The organism is Shinella sp. 1A1 (genome assembly GCF_055379515.1).
The window spans coordinates 644,916-670,049 of the sequence record NZ_AP039672.1; the positions used below are offsets into that span (position 1 = coordinate 644,916).

24 protein-coding genes are annotated in these 25,134 nt (G+C 65.8%); 10 read left to right on the forward strand and 14 right to left on the reverse strand.

Translation table 11 applies throughout. The features are described from left to right. Position 1: 1 nt before the first annotated feature. From ACZ48C_RS19685 to ACZ48C_RS19740, 12 genes are all read right to left on the reverse strand, one after another. Positions 2 to 637: a DUF2291 family protein gene (locus tag ACZ48C_RS19685; protein WP_464783765.1), complete on the reverse strand. Its 636-nt coding sequence runs from the start codon at positions 635 to 637 to the stop codon at positions 2 to 4. Between the two features lie 66 nt (positions 638 to 703). After that, positions 704 to 1,645, reverse strand: a complete 942-nt coding sequence (locus ACZ48C_RS19690; RefSeq protein ID WP_464783766.1) for a substrate-binding domain-containing protein — start codon at positions 1,643 to 1,645, stop codon at positions 704 to 706. Between the two features lie 116 nt (positions 1,646 to 1,761). Further along, the gene (locus tag ACZ48C_RS19695) at positions 1,762 to 2,589 is read right to left on the reverse strand and encodes a phosphogluconate dehydrogenase C-terminal domain-containing protein (protein ID WP_318912578.1); all 828 of its coding nucleotides are present in this window, start codon (positions 2,587 to 2,589) and stop codon (positions 1,762 to 1,764) included. A 306-nt stretch (positions 2,590 to 2,895) separates the two neighbouring features. Then, positions 2,896 to 4,596 (reverse strand): dihydroxyacetone kinase family protein, encoded by a 1,701-nt coding sequence (locus ACZ48C_RS19700; protein ID WP_464783767.1) that lies wholly within the window; start codon positions 4,594 to 4,596, stop codon positions 2,896 to 2,898. Between the two features lie 87 nt (positions 4,597 to 4,683). Beyond that, the gene (locus ACZ48C_RS19705; protein ID WP_464783768.1) at positions 4,684 to 6,357 is read right to left on the reverse strand and encodes a glycerol-3-phosphate dehydrogenase/oxidase; all 1,674 of its coding nucleotides are present in this window, start codon (positions 6,355 to 6,357) and stop codon (positions 4,684 to 4,686) included. An 11-nt stretch (positions 6,358 to 6,368) separates the two neighbouring features. Then, complete coding sequence (locus ACZ48C_RS19710) at positions 6,369 to 7,895, reverse strand: FGGY-family carbohydrate kinase (protein ID WP_464783769.1); 1,527 nt, start codon at positions 7,893 to 7,895, stop codon at positions 6,369 to 6,371. 69 nt (positions 7,896 to 7,964) lie between these two features. Beyond that, on the reverse strand, positions 7,965 to 8,819 hold the full coding sequence (locus ACZ48C_RS19715; protein WP_464783770.1) for a DeoR/GlpR family DNA-binding transcription regulator: 855 nt from the start codon (positions 8,817 to 8,819) through the stop codon (positions 7,965 to 7,967). A 118-nt stretch (positions 8,820 to 8,937) separates the two neighbouring features. Beyond that, the gene (locus tag ACZ48C_RS19720) at positions 8,938 to 9,885 is read right to left on the reverse strand and encodes a D-ribose ABC transporter substrate-binding protein (RefSeq protein WP_424548219.1); all 948 of its coding nucleotides are present in this window, start codon (positions 9,883 to 9,885) and stop codon (positions 8,938 to 8,940) included. A gap of 119 nt (positions 9,886 to 10,004) precedes the next feature. Continuing rightward, a complete protein-coding gene (locus ACZ48C_RS19725; RefSeq protein WP_318912583.1) occupies positions 10,005 to 11,045 on the reverse strand; it encodes an ABC transporter permease in 1,041 nt (346 codons plus the stop codon). A gap of 13 nt (positions 11,046 to 11,058) precedes the next feature. Beyond that, a complete protein-coding gene (locus tag ACZ48C_RS19730; protein ID WP_464783771.1) occupies positions 11,059 to 12,600 on the reverse strand; it encodes a sugar ABC transporter ATP-binding protein in 1,542 nt (513 codons plus the stop codon). Next, positions 12,597 to 13,247 carry a DUF2291 family protein gene (locus tag ACZ48C_RS19735; protein ID WP_464783772.1) on the reverse strand — a complete coding sequence of 217 codons (651 nt, stop codon included), beginning with the start codon at positions 13,245 to 13,247 and terminating at the stop codon, positions 12,597 to 12,599. The genes ACZ48C_RS19730 and ACZ48C_RS19735 overlap by 4 nt, the downstream gene beginning before the upstream one ends. Beyond that, entirely contained in the window at positions 13,240 to 13,377 is a 138-nt protein-coding gene (locus tag ACZ48C_RS19740; RefSeq protein ID WP_162911287.1) for a hypothetical protein, read from the reverse strand. The genes ACZ48C_RS19735 and ACZ48C_RS19740 overlap by 8 nt, the downstream gene beginning before the upstream one ends. Before the next feature lie 642 nt (positions 13,378 to 14,019). Between ACZ48C_RS19740 and ACZ48C_RS19745 the strand changes: the two genes are divergently transcribed. From ACZ48C_RS19745 to ACZ48C_RS19755, 3 genes are read left to right on the forward strand one after another with little or no spacing between them, the layout of a single operon-like run. Beyond that, complete coding sequence (locus tag ACZ48C_RS19745; protein ID WP_464783773.1) at positions 14,020 to 15,570, forward strand: FGGY family carbohydrate kinase; 1,551 nt, start codon at positions 14,020 to 14,022, stop codon at positions 15,568 to 15,570. Positions 15,571 to 15,619: 49 nt separating this feature from the next. Further along, positions 15,620 to 17,131 carry a glycerol-3-phosphate dehydrogenase gene (locus ACZ48C_RS19750; RefSeq protein WP_464783774.1) on the forward strand — a complete coding sequence of 504 codons (1,512 nt, stop codon included), beginning with the start codon at positions 15,620 to 15,622 and terminating at the stop codon, positions 17,129 to 17,131. Between the two features lie 8 nt (positions 17,132 to 17,139). Then, positions 17,140 to 18,075: a sugar phosphate isomerase/epimerase family protein gene (locus ACZ48C_RS19755; protein WP_464783775.1), complete on the forward strand. Its 936-nt coding sequence runs from the start codon at positions 17,140 to 17,142 to the stop codon at positions 18,073 to 18,075. A gap of 15 nt (positions 18,076 to 18,090) precedes the next feature. Here the strand turns inward: ACZ48C_RS19755 and ACZ48C_RS19760 are convergent, their stop codons facing one another. Beyond that, the gene (locus ACZ48C_RS19760) at positions 18,091 to 18,240 is read right to left on the reverse strand and encodes a hypothetical protein (RefSeq protein WP_464783776.1); all 150 of its coding nucleotides are present in this window, start codon (positions 18,238 to 18,240) and stop codon (positions 18,091 to 18,093) included. Between ACZ48C_RS19760 and ACZ48C_RS19765 the strand changes: the two genes are divergently transcribed. From ACZ48C_RS19765 to ACZ48C_RS19785, 5 genes are all read left to right on the forward strand, one after another. Further along, positions 18,230 to 19,174: a sugar-binding transcriptional regulator gene (locus ACZ48C_RS19765; RefSeq protein WP_424548212.1), complete on the forward strand. Its 945-nt coding sequence runs from the start codon at positions 18,230 to 18,232 to the stop codon at positions 19,172 to 19,174. The genes ACZ48C_RS19760 and ACZ48C_RS19765 overlap by 11 nt on opposite strands. 77 nt (positions 19,175 to 19,251) lie before the next feature. Then, complete coding sequence (locus ACZ48C_RS19770; RefSeq protein WP_464783777.1) at positions 19,252 to 20,028, forward strand: DeoR/GlpR family DNA-binding transcription regulator; 777 nt, start codon at positions 19,252 to 19,254, stop codon at positions 20,026 to 20,028. Beyond that, positions 20,025 to 20,795, forward strand: a complete 771-nt coding sequence (locus ACZ48C_RS19775) for a triose-phosphate isomerase (RefSeq protein WP_464783778.1) — start codon at positions 20,025 to 20,027, stop codon at positions 20,793 to 20,795. Before ACZ48C_RS19770 ends, ACZ48C_RS19775 begins: the two co-directional genes overlap by 4 nt. Before the next feature lie 13 nt (positions 20,796 to 20,808). Continuing rightward, positions 20,809 to 21,267 carry a D-erythrulose-4-phosphate isomerase gene (gene derI, locus ACZ48C_RS19780; RefSeq protein WP_119255678.1) on the forward strand — a complete coding sequence of 153 codons (459 nt, stop codon included), beginning with the start codon at positions 20,809 to 20,811 and terminating at the stop codon, positions 21,265 to 21,267. A gap of 193 nt (positions 21,268 to 21,460) precedes the next feature. Further along, entirely contained in the window at positions 21,461 to 22,423 is a 963-nt protein-coding gene (locus ACZ48C_RS19785; RefSeq protein WP_464783779.1) for a GGDEF domain-containing protein, read from the forward strand. A gap of 6 nt (positions 22,424 to 22,429) precedes the next feature. Here ACZ48C_RS19785 and ACZ48C_RS19790 read toward each other — a convergent pair whose 3' ends face one another. Continuing rightward, entirely contained in the window at positions 22,430 to 22,927 is a 498-nt protein-coding gene (locus ACZ48C_RS19790; RefSeq protein WP_464783780.1) for a hypothetical protein, read from the reverse strand. Between the two features lie 249 nt (positions 22,928 to 23,176). On the opposite strand from ACZ48C_RS19790, the gene ACZ48C_RS19795 reads away from it, so the two are divergent. Then, positions 23,177 to 24,451, forward strand: a complete 1,275-nt coding sequence (locus ACZ48C_RS19795) for a BtaA family protein (protein WP_464783781.1) — start codon at positions 23,177 to 23,179, stop codon at positions 24,449 to 24,451. Beyond that, complete coding sequence (locus tag ACZ48C_RS19800; protein WP_464783782.1) at positions 24,448 to 25,095, forward strand: class I SAM-dependent methyltransferase; 648 nt, start codon at positions 24,448 to 24,450, stop codon at positions 25,093 to 25,095. The genes ACZ48C_RS19795 and ACZ48C_RS19800 overlap by 4 nt, the downstream gene beginning before the upstream one ends. The last annotated feature ends 39 nt before the right edge of the window (positions 25,096 to 25,134 follow it).

A 25,134-nucleotide genomic window follows, 5' to 3' on the forward strand; every position in this document is an offset into this window, starting at 1 on the left:
GTCAGCCTCCGATGGTGATGGTGGCGGGAACGAGCTGCGGCAACTGGCCGGCGGCCGGCAGCGGATAGGCGCCCGTCGCCTTGATCGTCTTGCCCGTCAGTCCCTCGCGCGGCAGCTTTTCGAGAAGCGTGCGGTTCACATAAGTGTTGAACGACTTGCCGAACTGCGCCCATTCGATCTGGTTCTTGAAGGAATTGAAGTCCACGAAATCCAGGCTGTCGCGCAGCGCCGTGCCGCGAATGGCCGGGCCGATCGAAACGCGCACATCCGCCTTGGCGTCGCCGTCGACGTCCACGTCGACATAGCCGGCGCGCGATTTCGTCTCTTCCGCGACGATCGTCCCATCGACTCTGGCGATGAAGGTCCAGGGCGCGTTGCCCTGCTTGGCCTTGTAACCGTATTTCTGCCCCGCCTCGTCGGCATTGGCCGCCGTCGCCGAAAGGACCTCCGGCAGTGGCGCGGCACGCTTTTCGAGATAGGGCACGACCTTGCCATCCCATATCTCGGCGACAAGCTTGTCGGGATCGAAGGCGCCGGCCTGATCCTCCTTGTCCTTGTCGGCGGTCTTGACGAACTTGCAGCCCGCGAGCCCGAGGGCTGATGCGAACACGATGACGGCGGCGGCCTTGAAGCGCATGGATGGGTACTCCGGCATATGGCGAGGCGCGGGATGACGATCATCCCGCGCCCGCTCCCTCGAAGATCAGTCCTTCAGTGCGAAGGTCTCGAGCTTGTCGGCATTGTCGGCGTTGATCAGCACGCAGTCCATGAGCTGCTTTTCCTCGGCCGGCTTCTTGCCGCCGGTGATGAGGTCATGCGCCTGCTGGACGGCGAGCTGTGCCTGGGCATAGGCCGGCTGCAGCACGGTGGCCTTGATGCCGCCCGCCTTGATGGAGTCGCGAACGTCGTTCGAGCCGTCGAAGCCGGTGACGATGACGTCCTTCTTGCCGGCCGCCTGCAGGGCGGCGATGGCACCCATGGCCATCGTGTCGTTGCCGGCGATGACGCCCTGGATGTCCGGGTTGGCCTGGAGGATGGTCTCCATCTTCGAATAGGCTTCCGTCTGGCTCCAGTTGGCCGACTGCTGCGCGACCATCTTCATGTCCGGATATTCATCGATGACGTCATGATAGCCCTTGGAGCGGATGCCGGCATTGGTGTCGGATTCCTTGCCGACGAACTCGACATAGTTGCCCTTCTCGCCCATCAGCCGGACGAATTCCTCGGCGCCGAGCTGCGCGCCCTGATAGTTGTTCGAGACGATCTGCGAGACGGCGACGCCGGCGGCGTTGATCTCACGGTCGATCAGGAACGACGGGATGCCGGCATCCTTGGCCTTCTGAACGGCGGCGACCGTGGCGTCGGCGCCGGCATTGTCGAGGATGATCGCCTTCGCGCCGCGGCCGATGGCCGTGTCGATGAGCTGCGACTGCTTGTTGGCGTCGTCGTCATGCACCAGCACCAGCGCCTCGTAGCCGAGTTCCTTGGCCTTGGCTTCCGCGCCGACGGCCTCGGCCTTGAAGAAGGGATTGTCGTGGCTCGGCGTGATGATGGCGATGAGGTCGGCGGCGAAGGCCGGCACGGCAACGCTTGCAGCCATGACGGCAGCAAAGCCGACGGTGATCAGTCTACGGGTAACCTTCATGTTTTCCTCCCGGTTAAGCACCGGCCTCCACGGCCATCCCTCCATTGAAATCGGCCGATCCGGTGCGATCTTTCATGGGGCATTGCGCCCCGCGGCGGGCCGAAGCCCGCCGGTATTCATGTGATGCGCTGGATACTTGCGGCGATTTCTTCAGGTTCGAAGACGCGCTTCCAGTCATCCTTCATCAGGACCGGCTTGCCGAACTCGATCGCCTTGTTGCAGGCATCGGAGAAGACGCCGGGCGTCTCCTCGAAAATCACGGCGCCGAGGACGTTCATGTGGCCGAGCAGGAAGTCGCGGGCGGCTTCCTTTGCGACGCCGCGGCGCACGCATTCGTCCATGGCTTCGCGCATGACGACGAGGAGCGAGGCGCAGACGGTTTCGGACAGGCCCGGCTCCAGCAGCGCCATCTGCTCGACCGTCACGCGGTGCGAGCGCATGACCGGCGCCCAGATGACCTTCGCGACTTCCTCGCCCAGCGCATAGGCCTCTTCCGGGCCCTGCATCAGGGCGGAAACGATATGCTGCTTGGCGGCGATGCCGCCGAAGAAGTCGCGCTTGGCGGCCGGATCCGTCTCGTCGTTGAAGATCGGCGGATGGCAGGGATGCGTGACGAAATAGGTGATATCCGCCCGCTCCGGCAGATGGCCGGCGAAGGGCGCAGCCGCATCGAGCACGACGATCATGGTGCCGGGCGCCAGCTTGTCGACGATGCCGGTGGCAACCTTGCCGATCGCCGTGTCGGGAACCGCGAGGATGACGACATCGGCGCCGGCGAGACCTTCATCGGCGGAAACGCAGGATAGGCCGAGATCGTCGGCAAGGCGCGCCTTGCCGGCATCGCTCACCTCGATATGGCGGACGTCGAAGCGCGAACCCTTGAGGTTCTTGGCGAGCCGATACCCCATTTTGCCACCGGCACCGAATAGCGCGATCGATGTCATCGAAGACCTCCCTGAATGCATGCGGCCGGACGGTGATGGTCAGCCGGAATTTCCTCCACCGGGCACCCGGCGTGAGGCTATATTTCTCAACTGGTATAACATGTCAATAACTATCTCTCTGAATATGTGATATCGCGTGGTGATACTCATTTCCACTATTTGATAATTCAGTTTCGCTGAAGGCACTCAAGCGATTGAAACAGCGCGTATAATGCCTCATACAGCACAAAGAAAAAGAGCCGGACGTCACGCAACGCCCGGCTCAATGTCACACTGAACATGTTGCGTTCAGGCAAGGGCAGCCGCTCACAATCGGGCCGAAATCGTCCTTGCGATCAGCGCCAGCGAGACCGCACCGGCATCGGGATGGCCGATACTGCGCTCGGCGAGCGGGCGGGCGCGGCCAAGCCGTGGGGAAAGCGGCGCCGTCGCCTGCGCCGCCTCTTCGCAGGTAGCGCTTGCCTTGGCCCAGGCCTCTTTCAGCGGTGCGCCCTCCGCACTCGCCGCCTCCAGCGCGGCGACGAAAGGCACGAACGCATCGACGAGCGTCTTGTCGCCCGGCTTCGCCCCGCCGAGGCGCATCACATCGTCGAGGGCAAGACGCGCGCCGCGGACCACATCCGCCCCTGTCGGGGCCGCGTCGTCGGTGAATGCCCCGCTCCAGGAGCGGAGCAATAGACCCCAGATCGCGCCCGACGTACCGCCCGCGCGATCCGCCCAGGCATCGCCTGCCACCGCCAGCGCGCTCCTCGCACCCGCGCCGCCGGCAACGGCCTGCTGGGTCGCTTCACGCGCCGCCGTCGCGCCGCGCCGCATGCCCTGGCCGTGGTCGCCGTCGCCGGCAAAGGCATCGATCCGGCCGAGTTCGGCTTCCGCCTCGCCGAGGGCCGACACCATGGCGTCGAGGATACCCGCAAGGCACCGGGCACCTTCCTGCGAGGCGGGCGTCGCGGGGCCGAAGGTCGGCGCTTCGTCCTCCGCGCGATCCCGCACGGCCGCGGGTTGTGTGCGGAAGGTTTCGCCGCGACGGAAGACGGGCGTGTCGCAAGGCGCCAGCCAGTAGCGTTCCAGTTCCTCGTCGAGCCACATGACCGTCAGGGAGCAGCCCTGCATGTCGAGGCTGGTGACATATTCGCCGACCTCGGGCGCGACCGGATCGACACCCGCCGCCTGCAGGTAGCCTTCGACCGCGCCCCAGAGCACGAAGAGCTCCTCGTATTTGGTCGCGCCGAGGCCGTTCAGCAGCACGGCGGCGCGGCGCGCGCCGGCCGGGCGCTCCGCCAGGACGGTCTCGACCAGGAGCTTTGCCAGATCGCGTGCCGGAACGATGTCCGTGTCGCGGATGCCGGGCTCGCCGTGGATGCCGAGGCCGAGCGCCATCATGCCCTTCGGTACGGTGAAGAGCGGCTCCTTCGCGCCCGGCAGCGTGCAGCCGCCGAAAGCGACGCCGAACGAAAAGGTGCGGCTGTTGGCAAGTCGTGTCACGCGCTCGACCTCGTCGATCGCAAGCCCCGCCTCTGCGGCCGCGCCCGCCACCTTGAAGACCACGAAATCGCCGGCGATGCCGCGGCGCTGCAGGTGCCGGTCGGCGGGCGCGCTCGCGACATCGTCCGTCACCGTGACGATGCGCACATCGATGCCTTCCGCCCGCAGCCGCTCCGCCGCCACGCCGAAATTGAGTACGTCGCCGGCATAATTGCCGAAGCCGAGAATGATGCCCCCGCCATGGTCCGCATTGCGGCAGACACGGGCGACCGCCGCCGTCGAGGGCGAGGCGAAGATCTCACCGGCGACCGCCGCGTCCGCCATGCCCGGCCCGACATAGCCGGCAAAGGCCGGATAATGCCCCGACCCGCCGCCGACGATCACCGAAACCTTGCCCGGAGGCACCGCCGTCGAGCGAACAACGCCCCCCTTCACCAGCCGGACGTAGCGCCCATAGACGCGGGAAAACCCCGCCAGCGCCGAGGCGGCAAAGGTTTCCGGATCATCGACGATCTTCGTCATGGGGGGCCTCCTGCAAGCAATCAAGCCGCGAAGATGCAACAGGATCCAGACCGGGAAAAGAGCAAAGATGCCTTCGGCTGAATGCGCTCAAAGGTTTACGCGGTTGAATGCCGTCAGGTGTCGTGTGACCTGCGCAAGCTCGTCCTCCCGCCGGCCTTCGTCCCAGCCCAGTGTGGCGGCCGCGATCGCCGCGATCTCGTCGAGCCCTTCGGCCGTCAGCCTGCCTTCGATGGCGAGCGTCGTCCGGCGCATGACGATGTCGGCGAGATGTTCGACCATTTCGTTGCGGGCGATCCAGTCGATCTCGCCGCGGCCGTAGCCTTCGACATGGGCGAGCGGTACGTCTCCCGTCTCCTTGATGTGGGCCAAGACGGCATCGGCGGTCGTTCCGTAGCGGGCAAGAAGCGCCTCGACGCGCGCTTCGGGCAGGCCGCTCTTCGCGGCACGCCCGGAAATCCACGCGCGCCGCTCGGCCGCCTCCATCGGAAAGCCGCGCCCGCCGCCGATCGGCAGCATCTGCGTGCTCACCGCCCGGTTCCGGTCGAGGCGGGAGAGGATCGTGTCGGCCACCTCCTCGGCAAAGCCGCGGAACGTCGTCCACTTGCCACCTACGAGGGAGATGACCGAGAACGGCCGGCCTTCCGCCGGCTCCGCCACGGGCGCCGAATGGTCGCGGCTGATCAGGCCCGGCTGGCTGGCATCGGAGGCCGGCAGCGGACGGATGCCGCTATAGGTGTAGACGATCTGCTCGCGGCCGAAATGCAGGGCCGGCAGGAGCGAGCGGAGGCTGGCGAGGAAATAATCGATCTCGTCCTCCTCGCAGCGCACCGTATCGGGATTGTCCGCCTTGATATCCGTCGAGCCGACGAGCGCGAGGCCGAGGAAATCGTAGACGAGGCAGATGCGGCCGTCGTCCGCCTCGAAATAGATCATGCGGCCCTTGAGGCTTTCCACCAGTTCCGGGTGCCTCAGGAGGATATGCGAACCCTTGGTGCCGCCGATCAGCCTGCCGGGAACGCCGAGCGTGTCGTTGACATGATCGATCCACGGCCCCGCCCCGTTGACGACGATGCCAGCGCGGGCAAACCGTTCGCCACCGCGCGGATCCCGCAGCCGCAGCACGCCGGCTTCTTGCCCGAGCAGCGTCGTGTCGTTCATGGCGCGGGAGGCCGGGCTGGCGTCGAGGCCGTCGCGCACCAGTTCCCAGACGAGCCGTTCGGGCCGGCTGATCTTGGCGTCGTAATAGATGCCGCCCGCGACGATGCGCGGCGTGATCGCCGGCATCTCCTGAAGCGCCTTGCGGCGGAAGAAGAACTGGTGCTTCGGCATGACGCGGTGGCGCGCGCCATAGAGATCGTAGAGCGCAAGGCCGATCTTGATGAGGAGCGCGCCGCGGCTGCGCGGGGCGGTGGTGGAGCCGAGCAGCGTGCGCAGCGCCGCAAAGGCGCCCTTCGTCAGCGAGAAGGAGGGAATGAAGGTCGGCAGCGCCTCCACGCAATGCGGCGCGTTGCGCAGGAGGAGATTGCGCTCCAGCGTCGACTGCGCGACGAGGCCGAGCTCGCCGGTCTCCAGATACTTGATGCCGCCATGGATGAGGCGCGAAGGCGCAGCGCTGGTGCCGGAGCCGAAGTCAGCCTTGTCGACGATCAGGCATTTCAGCCCCTGCAGGCAGAGATCGCGGAAGAGCCCTGCCCCGTTGATGCCCGCGCCAAGGACGATGACGTCGAAGGCCTCGACGGTTCCGGCTGTCGTTTCTGTCATGATCGGCATTCCTAAACTTGCGCCGCCCCGCCGAGACGCCGCAGCGTCGGCCAGAGCGGTTTCATCGCCTCGGCGAGATCGAGGAAGACCCGGTATTTCTCGTCATAGGCACGCTGCCGGTCGGGGTCCGGCTGATAGGTCGTCTCGATCGACGCGGGGTCGCGCGGATCGTCGGTGGGCGAGGCGTAGAGGCCGGCGCCGGCACCCGCGCAGAGCGCCGCGCCCCAGGCCGCCGCCTCCTCGGTGCGCGTCGCGGTGACGGGCATGCCGAGGATATCGGCGAAGAGGCCGGCCATGGCGGGATTGCGCGAGACGCCGCCCGTCAGGCGCGCGGCGGTGGGGGCAAAGCCGTCGCGCAGCGCATCGACATGGACGCGGTGATTGAAGGCGATGCCTTCCAGAACCGCGCGGACGAGGTCGCCACGGTCGTGCCAGGCATTGAGGCCGTAGAAACCGGCGCTCGACGCACCGCCGAAGGGCGAGCCGAAGAGGTAGGGATGGAAGAAGGTGCTCGAAGGCCGCTCGCGCGCCGCCTCGAATTCCCTGCCGAGGATCGCGTGGATGCTCTCGCCGGTCGCCTCCGCCTGCCGGGCATCGGCGGCGCAGAACTGCTCGATGAACCAGTCGTAATTGGCGGTCGAGGCGGGCGAGATGGACATGTTGTTCCATTCGCCGGGCAGGATGCCGTTGCGGCAGAACCAGCGGCCATCGACCTTCGGTGCGGGCGAGACGGTCTCGTTGATCGAATAGGTGCCGGCGATGACGGCCACCACGCCTTCGCCATAGCCGCCCATGCCGAGCGCGGAGGCGGTGACGTCGTGCAGGCCCGCCATGACGGGCGTGCCCTCCACCAGCCCGGTCAGTCGCGCGGTCTCCGCCGTCACGCCGCCGACGACCTCGGTGGAAGCCGCCATCGTCGGCTGCCGTCCGGCGAGGCGGTCCAGCCCGAAGAGGCGGAAGGCGTCCTCGGCATAGTCCTGCGTCGTCACATCCGTGAAGGAAGTGCTCGCCTCCGTGCGATCCGTACCGATGGTGCCGCAGAGGCAGAAGCGCAGCCAGTCCTTGGCGGCGATGAAATGGGCGATGCGGGTATAGCGCTCCGGCTGGTGATCGAGGATCCAGCGCAGGATGGCGGAGGGCGCCGATGCATGCGGGTGCTGGCCGGTCAGCTCCAGCGCGCGGGCGCCCACCTCGCCCTCGTTCCAGGCGTCGGCGATCGCCCCGGCGCGCGTATCGAGCGAGACGATGGCGGGGCCGAGCGGCCTTTTGTCTTCATCGAGGAGGTAGATGCCGTCGCCGTGAGCGGTCGCGGCGATCGCCACGATATCGGAGGCCGGGCGGCCTGATGCGGAGATAGCCTCGCGGATGGCGTCGGCCGTCGCGGTCCACAGGCCGTCCATGTCGCGCTCGACATGCTGCGGCGCGGGGATGAGCTGGGGAACGCGCCGGCGGGCGATGGCGAGCACCGTGCCGTCCGCGTCGAAAATGACGGCCTTGGTCACCGTCAGGCCGCTGTCTATACCCATGATGCAGGGCATCCATGCCTCCATTCTCAGGCGAACGGCGGAACGGAACCGGGTATCGGGGCAGCCGCGGCAGCGGTCCCCTCAGCCGGACCGTTCCCCGTCCGCCACAATCACGTTGATCCCCTTCGAGCGCATGCGCGACAGGTGGGAGATCGGAATATCCTCGTCGACGATCACGGCGTCGAATTCCTTGAGCGTCGCGAAGTGATGCAGCGCGCGCCGCTCGAATTTGGTGTGGTCCGCCAGAAGCACGCGCCTTGCCGCGCTTTCGAACATCGCCCGCTTGGTCTCCACCGTCTCGGGCGACTGGTGATAGACCACGTCGTCGACGATGGCCGACAGCGACATGAACACGGTGTCGGCGCGCAGCCGGCGAATCTCGTTGGTGGTGATGTGCCCCATGAAGGCATTGCACCAATTGTAGAACTGCCCCCCGAGACAGACGAGGTTGAGATCGCTCACCTCCTTCAGCTCGTTGATGAGGACGAGCGAATTGGTGATGACCGTCAGCGGCACCTTGGCCGGCAGGAACCGCGTCATCTCGTGCACGGTCGTGGCGTCGTCCATGAAGATCGCCTGCCCCGGCTCGACGAACTGCATGGCGGCCTTCGCGACCGCCTTCTTCTCCTTCGCCTGCCGGGTGGCACGGTAGGCGTCGGAGGATTCTATGAGGCTGGTCGGCGCGGCGGAGACGATGCCGCGCGTCTTGCGGAAGAGGCCGCGGCTGACGAGATCGTCGACGTCGCGGTGCGCCGTCATGAGGCTGATGCCGAAGCGCTCGGTCAGGTCCTCGATGCGGATCGAGCCTTCGGCGATCACCGTCTCGGCGATCATCTGGCGCCGCACGAGCTGGCGCGCATGACGGCTGTCGCTCGGCAATTCTTCCGAAAGCAAATCCTTGACGTCGACTTTCTTGTTCACCGGAGGCCCTGCCATGCTTCGAGGATAGAGGTTTCGTATCTCGTATCGGGCGGCAAGGAAAATGCCAAGCTGGCCCGGAAAAGCCCGGGAATGCGAAATGAGAGCGCCCGCGGACGGGCGCTCCCGGGATGAATTACTCGCTCAGGACGAAGGGAGCGGTGTACTTGTCGACATTGTCCTTGGTGATCAGGAGGCAATCGAAGAGCTGCTTTTCGGTGTCGACACCGGTCGAGCCGTTCTTGATCACGTTGTCGGCCTGCTTGACGGCCGCTTCCGAGAACACGGCGACCGGCTGGAGGACGGTGTACTGCAATTCACCGGCCTTGATGGCGGCAACCGCATCCGGCGAACCGTCGAAGCCGCCGACCTTGACCTGGTCAAGCTTGCCGGCTTCCTTGAGCGCGGCGATGGCGCCGAGGGCCATTTCGTCGTTGCCGCTGATCACGCCGATGATGTCGGGGTTCGCCTGGAGCATGGACTGCATCTTGTCATGGCCCTTGGTGCGGTCCCAGTCAGCCACTTCCTTGGCGACCTTCTCGAGGTCGGGGTACTGCGTCAGGACGGTTTCGTAACCGTTCGAACGCGTCGCGGCGTTGTTGTCGGAGGGAGCGCCGAAGAGTTCGACATACTTGCCCTTGTCGCCGACCGCCTCAACCCACTGCTGCGCGCCAAGAGCGGCGCCCTGGGCGTTGTTCGAGACGAGCTGCGCCTTGGCAAGGCCTTCCTGGTTGATCTCGGCATTGACGAGGATGACCGGGATGCCGGCGGCGACGGCCTTCTTGACCGCGCCCACGGAACCGTCGGCATTCGCCGGGTCGAGGATGATGGCGACCGACTTGTTGGTGATCGCCGTGTCGATCAGGTTGCTCTCGGTGTTGGTGTCACCCTTGTGGGCGCCGACATTGGCCGTGTAGCCGAGGCCTTCGGCGGTCTTCTTGGCGACTTCGCCTTCCGTGAACCAGTAGGGGTTCGACGGATCGTTGACGATGACGGTGATCAGGCCGTCCGCCCAGGCAGAGCTGAACAGCAGCGGCATGACGGCCGTTGCCGCGAAGAGTACACGCATACCTTTTTTGAACATGGTCTCACTCCCTTTGTTGAGTCCGGTTGTGCCGATTGTCGGCAATACTTTCCGCTGCCGGGCCACTCGATGGTCCGCCTCTCCCGGCAGCAGTCAGTCTGTGCCGGTCGCCGCTGGGGTCAGCGGCGGCCGTATTTGACGCTGTTCAGGAGAACAGCGGTAACGATGACGGCGCCGGTGAAGACCGTCTGCCAGTAGGCCGAGACGCCGATGATCACGAGGCCGTCGGAGAGGAAGCCGATCACGAAGGCGCCGAGCATGGTGCCGATGACCGTGCCGCGGCCGCCCGTCAGCGCCGCGCCGCCGATGACGACGGCGGCGATCGCCGTCAGTTCGTAGGTGGTGCCGGCCGTCGGGCCTGCCGAGGTGAGCTGCGAGGAGAGGACGAGACCGGCGACGGCGGCGCAGATGCCCGAGAGCACATAGACCGTGATCTTCACGCGCTTGACCGGCACGCCCGACAGTTCCGCCGCACGCTCGTTGCCGCCCGAGGAATAGAGCCAGCGGCCGAAGGCCGTGCGGGCAAGCAGGACATGGCAGGCGATGGCGAAGACGAGGAGCACGAGGACGCCGATCGGAACGCCCGCAAGGCGGTTGAAGCCGAGCCAGTCGAAACCGGTATTGCCGAGTTCGGGACGGCCGCCGAGATTGTTGTAGGTAAGGCCGTTGGTCATCAGCAGCGCGACGCCGCGGGCGACATAGAGCACGCCGAGCGTCGCGACGAAGGCCGGCACCTTGAGATAGGCGATGAGCACGCCATTCACCGCGCCGACGACCGCGCCAAGCAGGCAGGTCAGCACCACGACGACCCAGACCGAGGGATAGAGGATGATGCCGAGTTGCGGCAGCGTCACGCCCTGCATGAGGAAACCGGCGACGACGCCGGCAAGGCCGAGCGTCGAGCCGACCGAAAGGTCGATGCCGCCGTTCAGGATGACCAGCAGCATGCCGATGGCGAGCAGGCCGAAGATGGCGACATGCGAGGCCATGATCAGGAAGTTGCTGACCGTGAAATAGTTCGGCGACATCAGCGAGAAGACGACGACGATGGCGATCAGCGCGAAGAAGGCGCGGCCCTCGAACAGAAGCTCGATCAGGCTCTTCTTGCGCTTGCCGCCGCTTGCCGCTGCCTTCGTCTGGATTGCAGGTGTGACTGACATGGGTTCAGCGCTCCTAATGGGCATGCACGGCTTCGCCGGAGGCGGCCATGATCTGTTCTTTGGTCGCGTCGGGACCGAATTCGGCGGAGATGCGGCCGCGCCGCATGACGATGATGCGATGGGCGATGCTCAGGCATTCGCCGACTTCCGAGGTCGTGTAGACCACGGCAAGCCCCTGCCTCGCGCGCTCGGCGAGCAGCTTGAAGACCTCCGCCTTGGCGCCGATGTCGATGCCGCGGCTCGGCTCGTCGAGCAGGATGACCTCGGGATCGGTCGCCAGCATCTTGCCGATGACGACCTTCTGCTGGTTGCCGCCCGACAGCGAGCCGATGGCGGCCGCGCCACCGTCCGTCTTGATATGCACCTTGCGGATCGCGCTATCGACGAGCCCACCTTCGCGTGACGTCGAGGTGAAGAGGCCGCGCGTGAAGGCACCGAGGCTGGCGAGCGAGAGGTTGCGGCCGACGCTCATGGTCTGCACCAGCCCGTCGCGCTGGCGGTCTTCCGGCACCAGCACGAGGCCGTCGCGGATGCATTCGGCGATCGACTGGCCGGTGACGTCCCTGCCCTTCAGCACGACCTTGCCGGCGGTGGATTTCAGGCGGCCCGCAACGGTTTCGAGAAGTTCCGTACGCCCGGCGCCCATCAGGCCGTAGATGCAGACGATCTCGCCCGCGCGCACCGACAGCGACATGCCGTCGACGACCGAATAGCCGGCGCCGCCCGGATCGGGAACGGTCAGGCCCTCGATGGAGAGCGAGACATCGCCCATCTGGTAGCCGGCCGGCGGCGAGCCGAGGTCGAAATTATCGCCCACCATGTGGCGGACGATCCATTCGAGGTCGATGTCCTTGCGCTCGGCATAGGCCGTCATCGTGCCGTCGCGCAGCACCACCGCATGGTGGGTGATCTGCAAGGCTTCCTCGAGATGGTGCGAGATATAGACGATGGAGACGCCGCGGCCGGTCAGGTCGCGGATGACCTTGAACAGCACCTCGACCTCCGAGGCCGACAGGGCCGATGTCGGCTCGTCCATGATCAGGATGCGCGAGTTGACCGAAAGGGCGCGCGCGATCTCAACGATCTGCTGCTGGCCGAGCCGCAGGTCCTCGACGAGCGTCAGAGGATCGATATCCTCTTCGAGTTCTTCCATCAGGAGGCGCGTCTGGCGCTCTTCCTCGGCGAAATCCACGCCCGTAGAGGTCATGATCTCGCGCCCCATGAAGATGTTGTCGCGAACGTTCATGTTCGGGGCGAGGCTGAGCTCCTGATGGATGATGGAGATGCCGCGGTCACGTGCTTGGGAGGATGACGCGAAGACGACCGGTTCCCCATCGAGAATGATTTCGCCCGATGTCGGCCTGACCACACCGGAGAGGATCTTCATCAGCGTCGACTTGCCGGCGCCGTTTTCGCCGAACAGGGTCGTCACCTGCCCGCGATGGATATCGAAATTGACGCCCTTGAGGGCATGGACGCTGCCGTAGGATTTCGCCACGTTGCGCGCGGCAAGAACGACTTCGCCCTTCTGTCCGGTTTCGGGGATCGCGCTCATTGGACGTCGAACCTCACGGGCGTGACGATCCAGCTCTTCGGATTGACGAGCTTGAAGACGCCGATGACGGAAACGGTCTTGCCGGAAAGGGCCGCCGGATCGAGGCCGTCGAGAACGACCTTCTTGACCTCGTTGTTGATGGCGGAACCGGCATCCTGGTATTCGATCTGGTTCTTGAACTGGCCGAACTCGATCTGCCCGGTCGCATCGCGCAGGTCCGTGCCGTTGAGCGCAGGGCCGGTCTGGACCCGCACCGTCAGCTCGGGCGGCAGGCCTTCGACGGCGACGACGTTGTAGTTCGCCTTGCGCTCGCCGACCACGCCGGTGAACTTGACCGGGAAGACCGGGCCGGTGGAAGTGTTGACGCCGTATTTCTCGCTGGCGGCCTTCTTGTCGGCGGCGATGGCCTGCGACAGCTCGACCGCGTCGACAGCGCGCGTCTCGACGCTCTGCTTGATGATCGGGAACTGCTCGGCACCGAAGGCCACGGGCGAGAATTTCTGGACCTGGACGTCGGCCTCGGAGCCGATCTGCACGATTTTCGTGTCGAAGGCCATGGCTCCCAACAGCACGACGACGGCGGCGATGCCGATCCAGCGGTAGCTGCGGGCGGGCCGGGGCGATTTCGAGAGCGTGGCGTCAGTCATGTCGGATGGCCTTGCGGTTGAACGGTGAAAGCGTCAGCGGGCACGCCGGCACGATGCCGGGGACATCGACGGGCCGGAAGACACGACCATGGCGCCAGGGCCGCGTGCCGATGCCTTCGAAACGGAACATGTCATGATGCCCTCCCCATGAACGCGCCGGCCGGATCTCCTCTTCCGCCTTGCGCTGCAGTGCACACTTTTTCGCAGTTGCGATATATGTGTGTGATATGTCGCAGTATATATGTTAAATTAACGCGAGCTGTCAATCGGCCTTTTTGCAGGATACCGGAACTGATCAGCTCGTTTTCTCCGGCCATCCGTTGCGCTGAGCGCATAAGCATACCGGAGAGGTGCCTGCGGAAGCTAGGCTCTCCCCGACAGGAGAGCGAACGACATTCAAGCATCAACACACTGATATTAAATGACAATCTATGATTCTTGAGTCTTTTGCCCAAGGGTCGGCATGTTTTATCGAGCGACCTTGATTGAGGACGACCAGCAAGAACGGCCCTCCGCACACAGCCCAAGGAAGCCCTCCGTTACCCTCCAGCATAACTGAAAAATAATTCGTTGTGCGAAAAATTTTACGAGACATATGGTAACTTTATGATATGTTCCTTCGCGAAGTCCGGGCTATCCCGTGGCGCTCCCTTGACCCAATCTGGCGGGGCAGCCACGCGCGCTTTCGCGAAGGACGATCGGGAGGATCGAATGCTTTGTTTCACGTCAGGCGAGACGGCGCGCGCTGTCGCGGCATCGGCAGGTGCACGCCATGGCTGAGGCCGCCGACCTGATCATCGGCATCGACGCCGGAACCTCCGTCATGAAGGCCGTCGCCTTCACGCTCGCCGGCCGCCAGATTGCCAGCGCCTCCGTGCGCAACAGCTACAGCACCGGCGATGACGGCTCCGTCACGCAATCCCTCGACCAGACCTGGCTCGACTGCGCGCGCGCCCTGCGCGGGCTCGGTGAGGAGGTGGAGAACCTTTCCGCCCGCACCGCCGCCATCGCCGTCACCGCGCAGGGCGACGGCACCTGGCTCGTCGGCGCCGGCAACCGTCCCGTCGGCGATGCCTGGCTGTGGCTCGACGCGCGCGCGGCTCCCACCGTTGAGCGGCTTGCCGCGAGCGACGCCGACCGCCAGCGCTTCGAGGCGACCGGCACCGGCCTCAACACCTGCCAGCAGGGCACGCAGCTTGCCCATATGGACCGCCATTTCCCGGAACTGCTCTCCGGCGCGCAAGTCACCATGCACTGCAAGGATTGGCTCTACCTGAACCTCACCGGGGTGCGCGCCACCGATCCGTCGGAAGTGAGCTTCACCTTCGGCAATTTCCGCACGCGCCGCTATGACGACGACGTGCTCGCCGCCCTCGGCCTGACGCACCGCCGCAACCTGCTGCCCGAGGTGATCGACGGCACCGAGACCACGCATCCGCTGACGGCGGAAGCCGCCGCTGCCGCGGGCCTCAGGGCGGGCACGCCGGTCTGCCTCGGCTATGTCGACATGTGCATGACGGCGCTGGGTGCCGGCGTGCGCAGCGAAGGCCGCAATGCCGCCTGTTCCGCTATCGGCTCGACGGGCGTGCATCTCCAGGCGAAGGCCGTTTCCGACGTCGTCCTCAATGCCGAGCGCACCGGCTACGTCATCGCGCTCCCCATCCCCGGCATCGTCACCCAGGTGCAGACCAATATGGGCGCGACGATCAATCTCGACTGGCTGCTCCAGCTCGGCGTTAACCTTCTCGGCGAATTCGGCGTCACCGTCGGCCTCAACGACATGATCGGCCGCGTCGACCAGTGGATCGCCGCCAGCAAGCCCGGCAACATCCTCTACCACCCCTATATTTCCGAGGCCGGCGAGCGCGGCCCCTTCGTGAACGCCCGCGCCCGCGCCAATTTCACCGGACTTGCCAGCCGCCACCGCTATCCGGATCTCGTGCGCGCCGTCGTGGAAGGCCTCGGCATGGCGACGCGCGATTGCTACGCCGCCATGGGGGCCCTGCCCTCGGAGCTGCGCGTCAGCGGCGGCGCTGCCCGGTCCGCTTCGCTGCGCGGCACGCTGGGCGCGGCGCTCGGCGCGCCGGTGCGCGTCAGCACGCGTGAGGAGGCGGGCGCCGCCGGCGCCTCGATGATGGCGGCCGTCGCTATCGGTGCCTACCGCACGATGGACGATTGCATCGCCGACTGGGTGACGCCCGAGCTCGGCGCGGCCGAGCAGCCGAAAGCCGAAGACACCGAACGCATGAACCGCCTCTTTGCCGCCTATTCCACCGTGCGCCGGGGCATCGCGCCAGCCTGGGACATCCTGGCCGCGCGCTGACGAAACGACGAGTGCGCCCCCTCTGCGGCCGGCGCTGAAGGAGACCCAAATGAACGAGCCCGAGCTTATTGACCTCTTCGTGATCGGCGGCGGCATCAACGGCGCCGGCATCGCCCGCGATGCGGCGGGCCGCGGACTGAAGGTCGTGCTCTGCGAGAAGGACGATCTGGCCGAGGGCACCTCCTCCCGTTCCGGCAAGCTGGTGCATGGCGGCCTGCGCTATCTCGAATATTACGAATTCCGCCTGGTGCGCGAGGCGCTGATCGAGCGCGAAGTGCTGCTCAACGCCGCCCCGCACATCATCTGGCCGATGCGCTTCGTGCTGCCGCACAGCCCTCAGGACCGTCCCGCCTGGCTCGTCCGGCTCGGCCTCTTCCTCTACGACCACCTCGGCGGCCGCAGGAAACTGCCCGGCACGCGCACGCTGGACCTTGCGCGCGATCCCGAGGGCACGCCGATCCTCGACCAGTACACCCGCGGCTTCGAATATTCCGACTGCTGGGTGGACGACGCTCGCCTCGTGACCCTCAACGCGCTCGGCGCCGCGGAAAAGGGCGCCGTGGTACTGACCCGTTCGCCGGCCGTTTCCGCCCGCCGCGAAAACGGCGTCTGGATCGTGGAGACGAAGAACCGCGTGACGGGCGAGGCCCGCGCCTTCCGCGCGAAATGCGTCGTCAACTGCGCCGGCCCGTGGGTGTCCGACGTCATCAACCGCGTCGCCGGCTCCAATTCCACGCGCAACGTCCGCCTCGTCAAGGGCAGCCACATCATCGTGCCGAAGTTCTGGGCGGGCTCCAACGCCTATCTGGTGCAGAACCACGACAAGCGCGTCATCTTCATCAATCCCTACGAAGGCGACAAGGCGCTGATCGGCACCACCGACATCGCCTATGAGGGCCGCGCCGAGGACGTTTCGGCCGACGAGACGGAAATCGACTACCTGTTGAAGGCGGTGAACCGCTACTTCAAGGAGAAGCTGCGCCGGCAGGACGTGCTGCATTCCTTCTCCGGCGTGCGCCCGCTCTTCGACGACGGCAAGGGCAATCCCTCCGCCGTCACCCGCGACTATGTCTTCGACCTCGACGAGACGGGCGGCGCGCCGCTGCTCAACGTCTTCGGCGGCAAGATCACCACCTTCCGCGAGCTTGCCGAGCGCGGCATGCACCGCCTCGGGCACATCTTCCCCAACATGGGCGGCGACTGGACGGAGAAGGCCCCGCTTCCCGGCGGCGACATGCCGAACGCCGACTACGAGACCTTCGCCAACGGCCTGCGCGACACCTATCCCTGGATGCCGCGCAAGCTGGTGCACCATTACGGCCGCCTCTACGGCACGCGCACCGGGCTCGTCGTCGGCGGCGCGACCGGTATCGAGGGGCTCGGCCGGCATTTCGGCGGCCAGTTCTACGAGGCGGAAGCCCGCTATCTCGTCACTACCGAATGGGCGCAGACGGCCGAGGACATCCTCTACCGCCGCACCAAGCACTACCTGCACCTGACGGAAGCCGAGCGCGCGGCCTTTGCCGACTGGTTCGACGCCGCCCGCCCTGCCGCCGCCTGAGGACGACCATGCCGCTGACGCTTTCGCTCAACACCAACCCGCTGGTCAACCGCTTCGCCGATCCCGACGACCTGGTCGAGACCGTCGCACGGGACCTTCGCCTGCGCGACCTCCAGTTGACGCACGAATTCATCAATCCGAGCTGGAACGCCGCGACGATCCGCCGGCTGACGCGCCGGATGGACCGCGCGCTCCAGCGCACCGGCGTGCGCGTCACCTCGGGCATGACCGGCCCCTATGGCCGCCTCAACCATTTCGGCCATCCGGATGCGGATGTGCGCCGCTACTATGTCGACTGGTTCAAGACCTTCGCCGACATCATCGGCGATCTCGGCGGCACCTCCGTCGGAACGCAGTTCGCCATCTTTACCTACAAGGACTATGACGACCCGGCCCGCCGGGAAGAGCTGATCCGCATCGCCATCGACTGCTGGGCGGAGGTGGCGGAGCATGCGAAGGACGCCGGCCTCTCCTATGTCTTCTGGGAGCCGATGAGCATCGGCCGCGAATTCGGCGAGACCATCGCCGAATGCGTCAGGCTTCAGGACCGGCTCACCGCGGCGAACATGGCCGTTCCCATGTGGATGATGGCCGATATCGACCATGGCGACGTCACCTCCAGCAACCCCGACGATTTCGATCCCTATGCCTGGGCGCGCGCCGTGCCGAAGGTCTCGCCGATCATCCACATCAAGCAGAGCCTGATGGACAAGGGCGGGCACCGTCCCTTCACCACCGAGTTCAACGCCAGGGGCCGCATCCAGCCGGAACCGCTGCTGAAGGCCTTTGCCGAGGGCGGCGCGGTCGACAACGAGATCTGCCTGGAACTCTCCTTCAAGGAACGCGAGCCGAACGACCGGCAGGTCATTCCCCAGATCGCCGAAAGCATCGCCTTCTGGGCGCCGCATATCGATACCGGTGCATCCGACCTCAAGCTGGGCTGACCGCGTCCGGGCCGCTTACCAGAGCATTTCCAGCCGAAGCGGCATCGCTTCGGCGTCGGATAATGCGGTAAAAACAAAAGCCGGCGCATTTCCGGCGAACCGGAAATGCGCCAAGACGGGGTGTTTTTTTGCACAGCAGGACAGGACATCGCCGATGACCGACAATGAAGACTCCCTCGCCGTCCGCGCCGCCTGGCTGCACTATATCGGGGGCTTCACCCAGTCCGCCGTGGCCAAGCGCCTCGGCATTCCCTCGGTCAAGGCGCACCGGCTGATCGCGCGGGCGGTCGCCGAGGGCGTGGTCAAGGTCAGCATCGACGGCGATATCGCCGAATGCGTCAATCTCGAAGTGGCGCTTTCCGAGCGCTACGGGCTCGGTTACTGCGAGGTGGCGCCCGATGTCGATGACGACGCGCTGGCGTTGACAACGCTCGGCCATGTCGGCGCGGATTTCCTGCGGCGCGAGATCGAGCGCGGCGAAGTCGCCGTCATCGGCCTCGGCCATGGGCGAACGCTCTCGGCCGCCGTCCATCACCTGCCACGCATCAGCGCCAGCGGCACGCGCTTCGTCTCGCTGCTCGGCGGCCTCACCCGCAACTATGCGGCCAATCCATACGACGTCATGCATCGCATCGCCGCCAAGACGGGCACGCAGGCCTATGTGATGCCCGTGCCCTTCTTCGCCAATACGGAGGAGGACCGCGAGGTGCTGCTGTCGCAGCGCGGCGTCAGCGAGGTCTTCGACCTCGCGCGCAACGCCGACCTGAAGCTCGTCGGCATCGGCACGGTCGACAACCAGGCCCATCTCGTCACGTCGGGCATGCTGCAGGCGAACGAGCTGGAGGAGATCCGGGCCCTCGGCGGCGTCGGCGAGCTGCTCGGGCACTTCTTCGACAGCAAGGGTCGCATTCTGGAAACATCGGTGACGGCGCGCACCCTCGCCGCCTCCTTCTCGGAAACCGGCGACGACCGCCTCGTCGCCATCGCCGGCGGCTCCTCCAAGACGGAGGCCATCCGCGCCGTGCTGCACAGCCACAAGCTCCACGGCCTGATCACGGACGAGGCGACAGCGCGGCTACTGCTGCAAAGCTCCGCATGAAAATCACAAAATCACAAATTCAATGTTATGATTTGTGAGATTCATGTTATAGAGCTGCGGACACACGGAGGAAGCGGGTGAAACGGGAAGAGCGAAGGCAGGAGATCATCAATCTTCTGGTCGAGAGCCGCGCCGTCGAGCTCGACGAGGTCGCCGCGCGCTTCGGCGTTTCCAAAATGACCATCCACCGCGATCTCGACGATCTCGAGCGGGCCGGCGTGCTGCGCAAGGTCCGGGGCGGTGCGACGATCGATGCGGGCACGCAGTTCGAAAGCGACTTCCGTTTCCGCGAACGGCAGGAAGCGGATGTGAAGCTGACCCTTGCCCAAACCGCCGCCGAACTGGTCGAGCCGGGCATGACGGTCATGATCAATGACGGCTCGATGGCCTCGGTGCTCGGCGACGTGCTGTGCTCGAAGAAGCCGATCACCATCATCACCAACAATGCCGCGATCATGGAGCGGGCGAAGGGCATTTCCGGTGTCACGCTGGTCGCGCTCGGTGGCACCTATTCGGCCAAGTTCAATGCCTATCTCGGCATCGTCACGGAAGAAGCGCTGTCGCGCCTGCGCGCCGACATCGCCTTCATCTCGGCGCCGGCCGCCTCCGGGCGCCTTGCCTATCATATGGACGAGGCGGTGGTGCGCGCCAAGCGCGCGATGATGGCCTCGAGCCGCCAGGCATGCCTTCTCGTCAACAGCCGGCGCTTCGGCCACACGGCGCTGCACGTGCTCGCCGACCTTGCCGAATTCGACACGGTGATATCCGACAACCCCCTGCCCCACGATACGACGGCCGAGCTTGCCGACCGCAAGACCGTGGTGCGCATCGCCCACAAGGAGACAACGACATGAGCCAAGGCCGGAACTTCTGGGTCGGCACGAGCTGGAAGATGAACAAGACGCTCGCCGAGGCGGAAGCCTTTGCGGAAGGCCTCAAGGCCGCCGACGGCGAGCGGAACGCCCGCATCCAGCGCTTCGTCATTCCGCCCTTCACCGCCGTGCGCGAGGTCAAGGCGCTGCTCGCTGACACCTCCGTCAAGGTTGGCGCGCAGAACATGCATTGGGCCGACGAAGGCGCCTGGACGGGCGAGGTCTCGCCCGTGATGCTGAAGGACTGCGACCTCGACCTCGTCGAACTCGGCCATTCCGAGCGCCGCGAGCATTTCGGCGAGACGGACGAGGCGGTCGGCCTCAAGACGGAAGCGGCCGTGCGCCACGGCCTCGTGCCGCTGATCTGCATCGGCGAAACGCTCGCCGACCGCGAGAGCGGCCGGGCGGCAGAGGTTCTGGCGCGGCAGGTGCGCGGCGCCCTCGGCAAGCTCGATGGTGCGCAGAAGCAGGCCGAAATCCTGCTTGCCTACGAACCCGTCTGGGCCATCGGCGAGAAGGGTATCCCCGCGACCGCCGACTATGCGGATGCGCGCCATGCCGAGATCGCCCAGGTGGCGGAAGACATCCTCGGCCGTCGCATCCCCTGCCTCTACGGTGGATCGGTCAACCCGCAGAATTGCGAGGAACTGATTGCCTGCCCGAATATCGACGGGCTCTTCATCGGCCGCTCGGCCTGGAAGGTTGAAGGCTATCTCGACATCCTGGCGCGCTGCGCCGCAACGATCTGAAAGGAGATCTCCCATGAAACTTGCCATTGCCGGTGACAGCGCGGGCGAAGGCCTCGCCAAGGTCCTCGCCGACCACCTGAAGGACCGCCACGAGGTGCACGAGATCTCGCGCACCGATGCCGGCCCGGACGCCTTCTACGCCAATCTCTCCGACCGCGTCGCCTCGGCCGTCATCGCCGGGGAATACGACCGCGCGATCCTCGTCTGCGGTACCGGCATCGGCGTCTGCATCTCGGCCAACAAGGTGCCCGGCATCCGCGCCGCGCTGACGCACGACACCTATTCGGCCGAACGCGCCGCCCTTTCCAACAATGCCCAGATCATCACGATGGGCGCCCGCGTCATCGGCTCGGAACTCGCAAAGGCCATCGCCGACGCCTATCTCGCCCAGACCTTCGACGAAAACGGCCGCTCGGCCGGCAACGTCAAGGCGATCGACGAGGTCGATGCGAAATACAACGCCGGAAAGTAAGCCGGCACCCAGCGCCGCGCCTTCACCGGTGCGGCGCTTCCCTCCATGGGTTTTTGCACAATTTCCTCCCTCCTTTTGATGAAAAGCAAGTCGGGGCGCTCTTCTCCCTACGGAAGCGTCGCTTTCAACAAATGCGTCTAACGCTTTGTTTAAGAGTAGCATCTAGATTTCCGATAACAGCCATCCTGAGGACATGAAGCCCTTGGTCGACACGGAAGCCATGCTGCAATTGGCGCAGCTCGTGGAGAATGCCGGATCCCTCGTTGCGGTCTTCGACCCGGAGGACCGCCTGCGCTTTGCAAACCAGGCCTTTCGCGCCGCCTGGTTCATCGAAGACCATGAACAGCCCCTCTGGCCCGACCTCATGCGGCGGAACTTCCATGCCCGGCGTGGCACCGTCGTCGTGACGCAGGATTTCGAGACATGGCTGCGCTCCACGCTGGCACGGCGCGGCAAGACGGGTTTTCGCGCCTTCGAGACCGACCTTCACGACGGGCGCTGGCTCTGGATGACGGAGACGATGCAGCCGAACGGCTGGATGCTCAGCGTCGCGAGCGACATCAGCTTCATCCGCACCGACGAGCGCACGCTGCGGCAGGATCGCGACTTCGCCATCAGGGCCTCCTTCACGGATGACCTGACCGGCCTTCCCAGCCGCCGCTTCGCGATGGCGCGGCTTGCGGAACTCGTCGGCGCATCCGGCGGCGAGGCCCGCGATGCCGGGTGCCTTGCCGTCCTCGACATCGACAATTTCAAATATATCAACGACCGTTTCGGCCACAGCGTCGGCGACGCCGTCCTGAAGGACTTCGCCATCACCCTGCAGCGCCATCTGCGCAAGACCGATATCCTCGGCCGGGTCGGCGGCGAGGAATTCCTTCTCATCCTGCCGAACACGGTGATGGAAGATGCCGAAGCCATCCTCGAGCGCATGCTGGCGGCGGTTCGCCATTCCCGCCCCGTGCCGGACCAGGCGAGCTTCCGCTACACTTTCTCCGCCGGGCTTGCCTGGGCGGAAAGCGGCGAGGAGCCGAGCGACATCTACCGCAGGGCCGATCTTGCCCTCTACGCCGCCAAGATGCGCGGCCGCGACCAGCTCAGCATCGAGATCCAGCCCCGGCGGCATCTCGGAGAGGCAAGGGCGGAACAAGGATAGCCGGCGTCATTTCCACTCGTAGGTCTTCTGCGCGCGGTACGGGCGTTCCGCGACGAAAGCGGCCTGATCCGTCGCATTCGAAACGAATTGCAGGGCATCGCCGTCGTCGTTGAACCCGGCGAAGACCATCAACATGGAGCGGGCGACCGGCTGGCCCTTCTTGCGATAGGAGAAGTTGACGGCGCAGTGCGGATAGCGCGCATCCAGCGTCTCGGAGGCAGCATCCGTCAGGGCGACGAACTGCCCGAGGGCAAGGAACCGGTCGATGGCGGCAAAGGCCGCCGCCTGGGACATCTGCTGGTTGGCGCTGGCGGCCGCCGGCCGGCCGTAGAAGAGACTGTCCGTCAGCCCCTTGCGCCGCTTCGTCTCATAGACGACGAGGCCGCCGGCCACGGCCAGTTCCAGCCGCACGTCGAAGGTCTGGAATCCTTCGGGGCGGCTGTCGAGATCCGTAAACAGCGTCCGCAGGTCGGCAATGTAATCGGCATAGAAGGCAACGTTCATCGGGTGCGTCCGTCTGTTGTCGGTCGAGTCGGGGCGGGCATATCACAGGCGCATGCCGGGCGACACCGTCTCCACGCAACGTCATCCCCAGGTCCGGAGCGCGGATGTCATGCGGGTGTCATCGCGATCTGCTGAAACGAGCCCCATGTCGTTCGGCAATCGGGGCGATCGGGCGAAGCCTCACGCAAGGCTTATGCATCGCTCCCGGCCGCGGCCAGAGAGATGTTCCAGCCTGGGAAACGTACCCCGATGATCGAAACGGCCACCTCCGCCATCCCTTCTCCTGCAGCAGCGCGCACGGACGGGGCGGCCAAGCGCCTCCATCGCGCCGTGCGCCGCAATCCGCTGCTGACGCCTTCCGGAATGTCGGAATATGTCTTTTCGCGGCTGTTCCGAAGCCTCGTCTATGCGCAGATCTGGGAAGATCCCGAGGTGGACATGGCGGCGCTGCAGATCGCGCCGGGCAACAGCATCGTCACCATCGCCTCGGGCGGGTGCAACGCGCTTTCCTACCTCGTCGCCGATCCGGCCCGTATCGAGGCGGTCGACCTCAATCCCGCGCATGTGGCCTTCAACCGCCTGAAACTCGCGGCGGCGGCCCGCCTGCCGGATTACGAAACCTTCTACCGCTTCTATGGCAGCGGCGACGACCGGCGGAACATCGCGGCCTATCGCACCTATCTGCAACCCCATCTCGACGCGGAGACCCGCGCCTATTGGGAAGGCCGCACGGTGACCGGCCGCCGCCGCATCTCCATCTTCCATCGCCGCCTCTATCGCCACGGGCTTCTCGGCGGCTTCATCGGGCTCGGCCACAAGATGGCCCGGCTCTACGGCGCCGACCCGCGCGGATTGCTCGATGCCCGGACCATGGAAGACCAGCGGCGCTTCTTCGACGAGACGCTCGCGCCGCTGTTCGACAAGCGGCTCATTCGCTGGGCGACGGGGCGCAAGAGCTCGCTCTTCGGCCTCGGCATTCCGCCGCAGCAATATGAAGCGCTTTCGGGCGCGGGCAGCGACATGGCGACGATCCTGCGCCAGCGGGTCGAAAAGCTCGCCTGCGGCTTCCCGCTGTCAGAGAACTACTTCGCCTGGCAGGCCTTCGGCCGCGGCTATGGCCCCGGCGACAGGGCGCCCTTGCCGCCCTACCTCGCCCGGCAGAACCATGAGATCATCCGGGAGCGCGCCTCCCGCATTTCCATCACCAACACGTCGCTGACGGAATTCCTCGCCGCCAAGCCCGCCGGTTCCGTCGACCGTTTCATCCTGCTCGATGCGCAGGACTGGATGACGGACGGACAGCTCAACGCCCTGTGGGCCGAGATCACGCGGAGCGCGGCCCCCGGCGCGCGCGTCATCTTCCGCACGGCGCCGGCCGAAAGCCTGCTGCCTGGACGGCTCGACAACGCGCTTCTCGACCGATGGGCCTATCACGAGGCGGAATCGCGCGCCCTGCACGAGAAGGACCGCTCGTCGATCTATGGCGGCTTCCATCTTTACGTGCTGAAGGACCAGGCGGCATGAGCGCGGTCTCCGACCAAGCCCTGCTGATGGACCGCATCTACCGCTGGCAGCGGCGGTTCGGCATCTATGACGCAACGCGCAAATATTACCTGCTCGGCCGCGACCCGATGCTTGCCGGCCTCCGCCCAAAGCCCGGCGGCGCGGTGCTGGAAATCGGCTGCGGCACGGGGCGCAATCTGGTGAAGGCCGCGATGCTCTACCCCGAAGCCCGCTTCCACGGCATCGACATTTCGCAGGAAATGCTCGCGGCTGCGGAAAAGGCGATCGAGGGTGCCAGCCTTGGCGACAGGGTCCGGCTGGCGCGGGCCGATGCCGCCGCCTTCGATCCGCAATCGGCCTTCGGTGAGAAGGGTTACGACCGAATCTTCATTTCCTACGCCGTCTCGATGATCCCGCAATGGCGGCAGGTCGTGGCGGAGGCGATGACGCGCCTTGCCCCGGGCGGCGAGCTGCACATAGCGGATTTCGGCGATATGCGAGGCCTGCCGCGCTGGTTCGGCCGCGCCATGATCCGCTGGCTCCGCTGGCATCACGTGACGCCGCGCGCCGATCTTTTCACCGTCGCCGCCGAGCAGGGCGGACACAGCGTGGAGAAGCGGATTCACCGCGGCTTTTCGTGGATCGCCGTCATCCGGAAGGACTGAAGGCGGACGCTCCCGATACCGTCGGACCGGGAGCGGTAT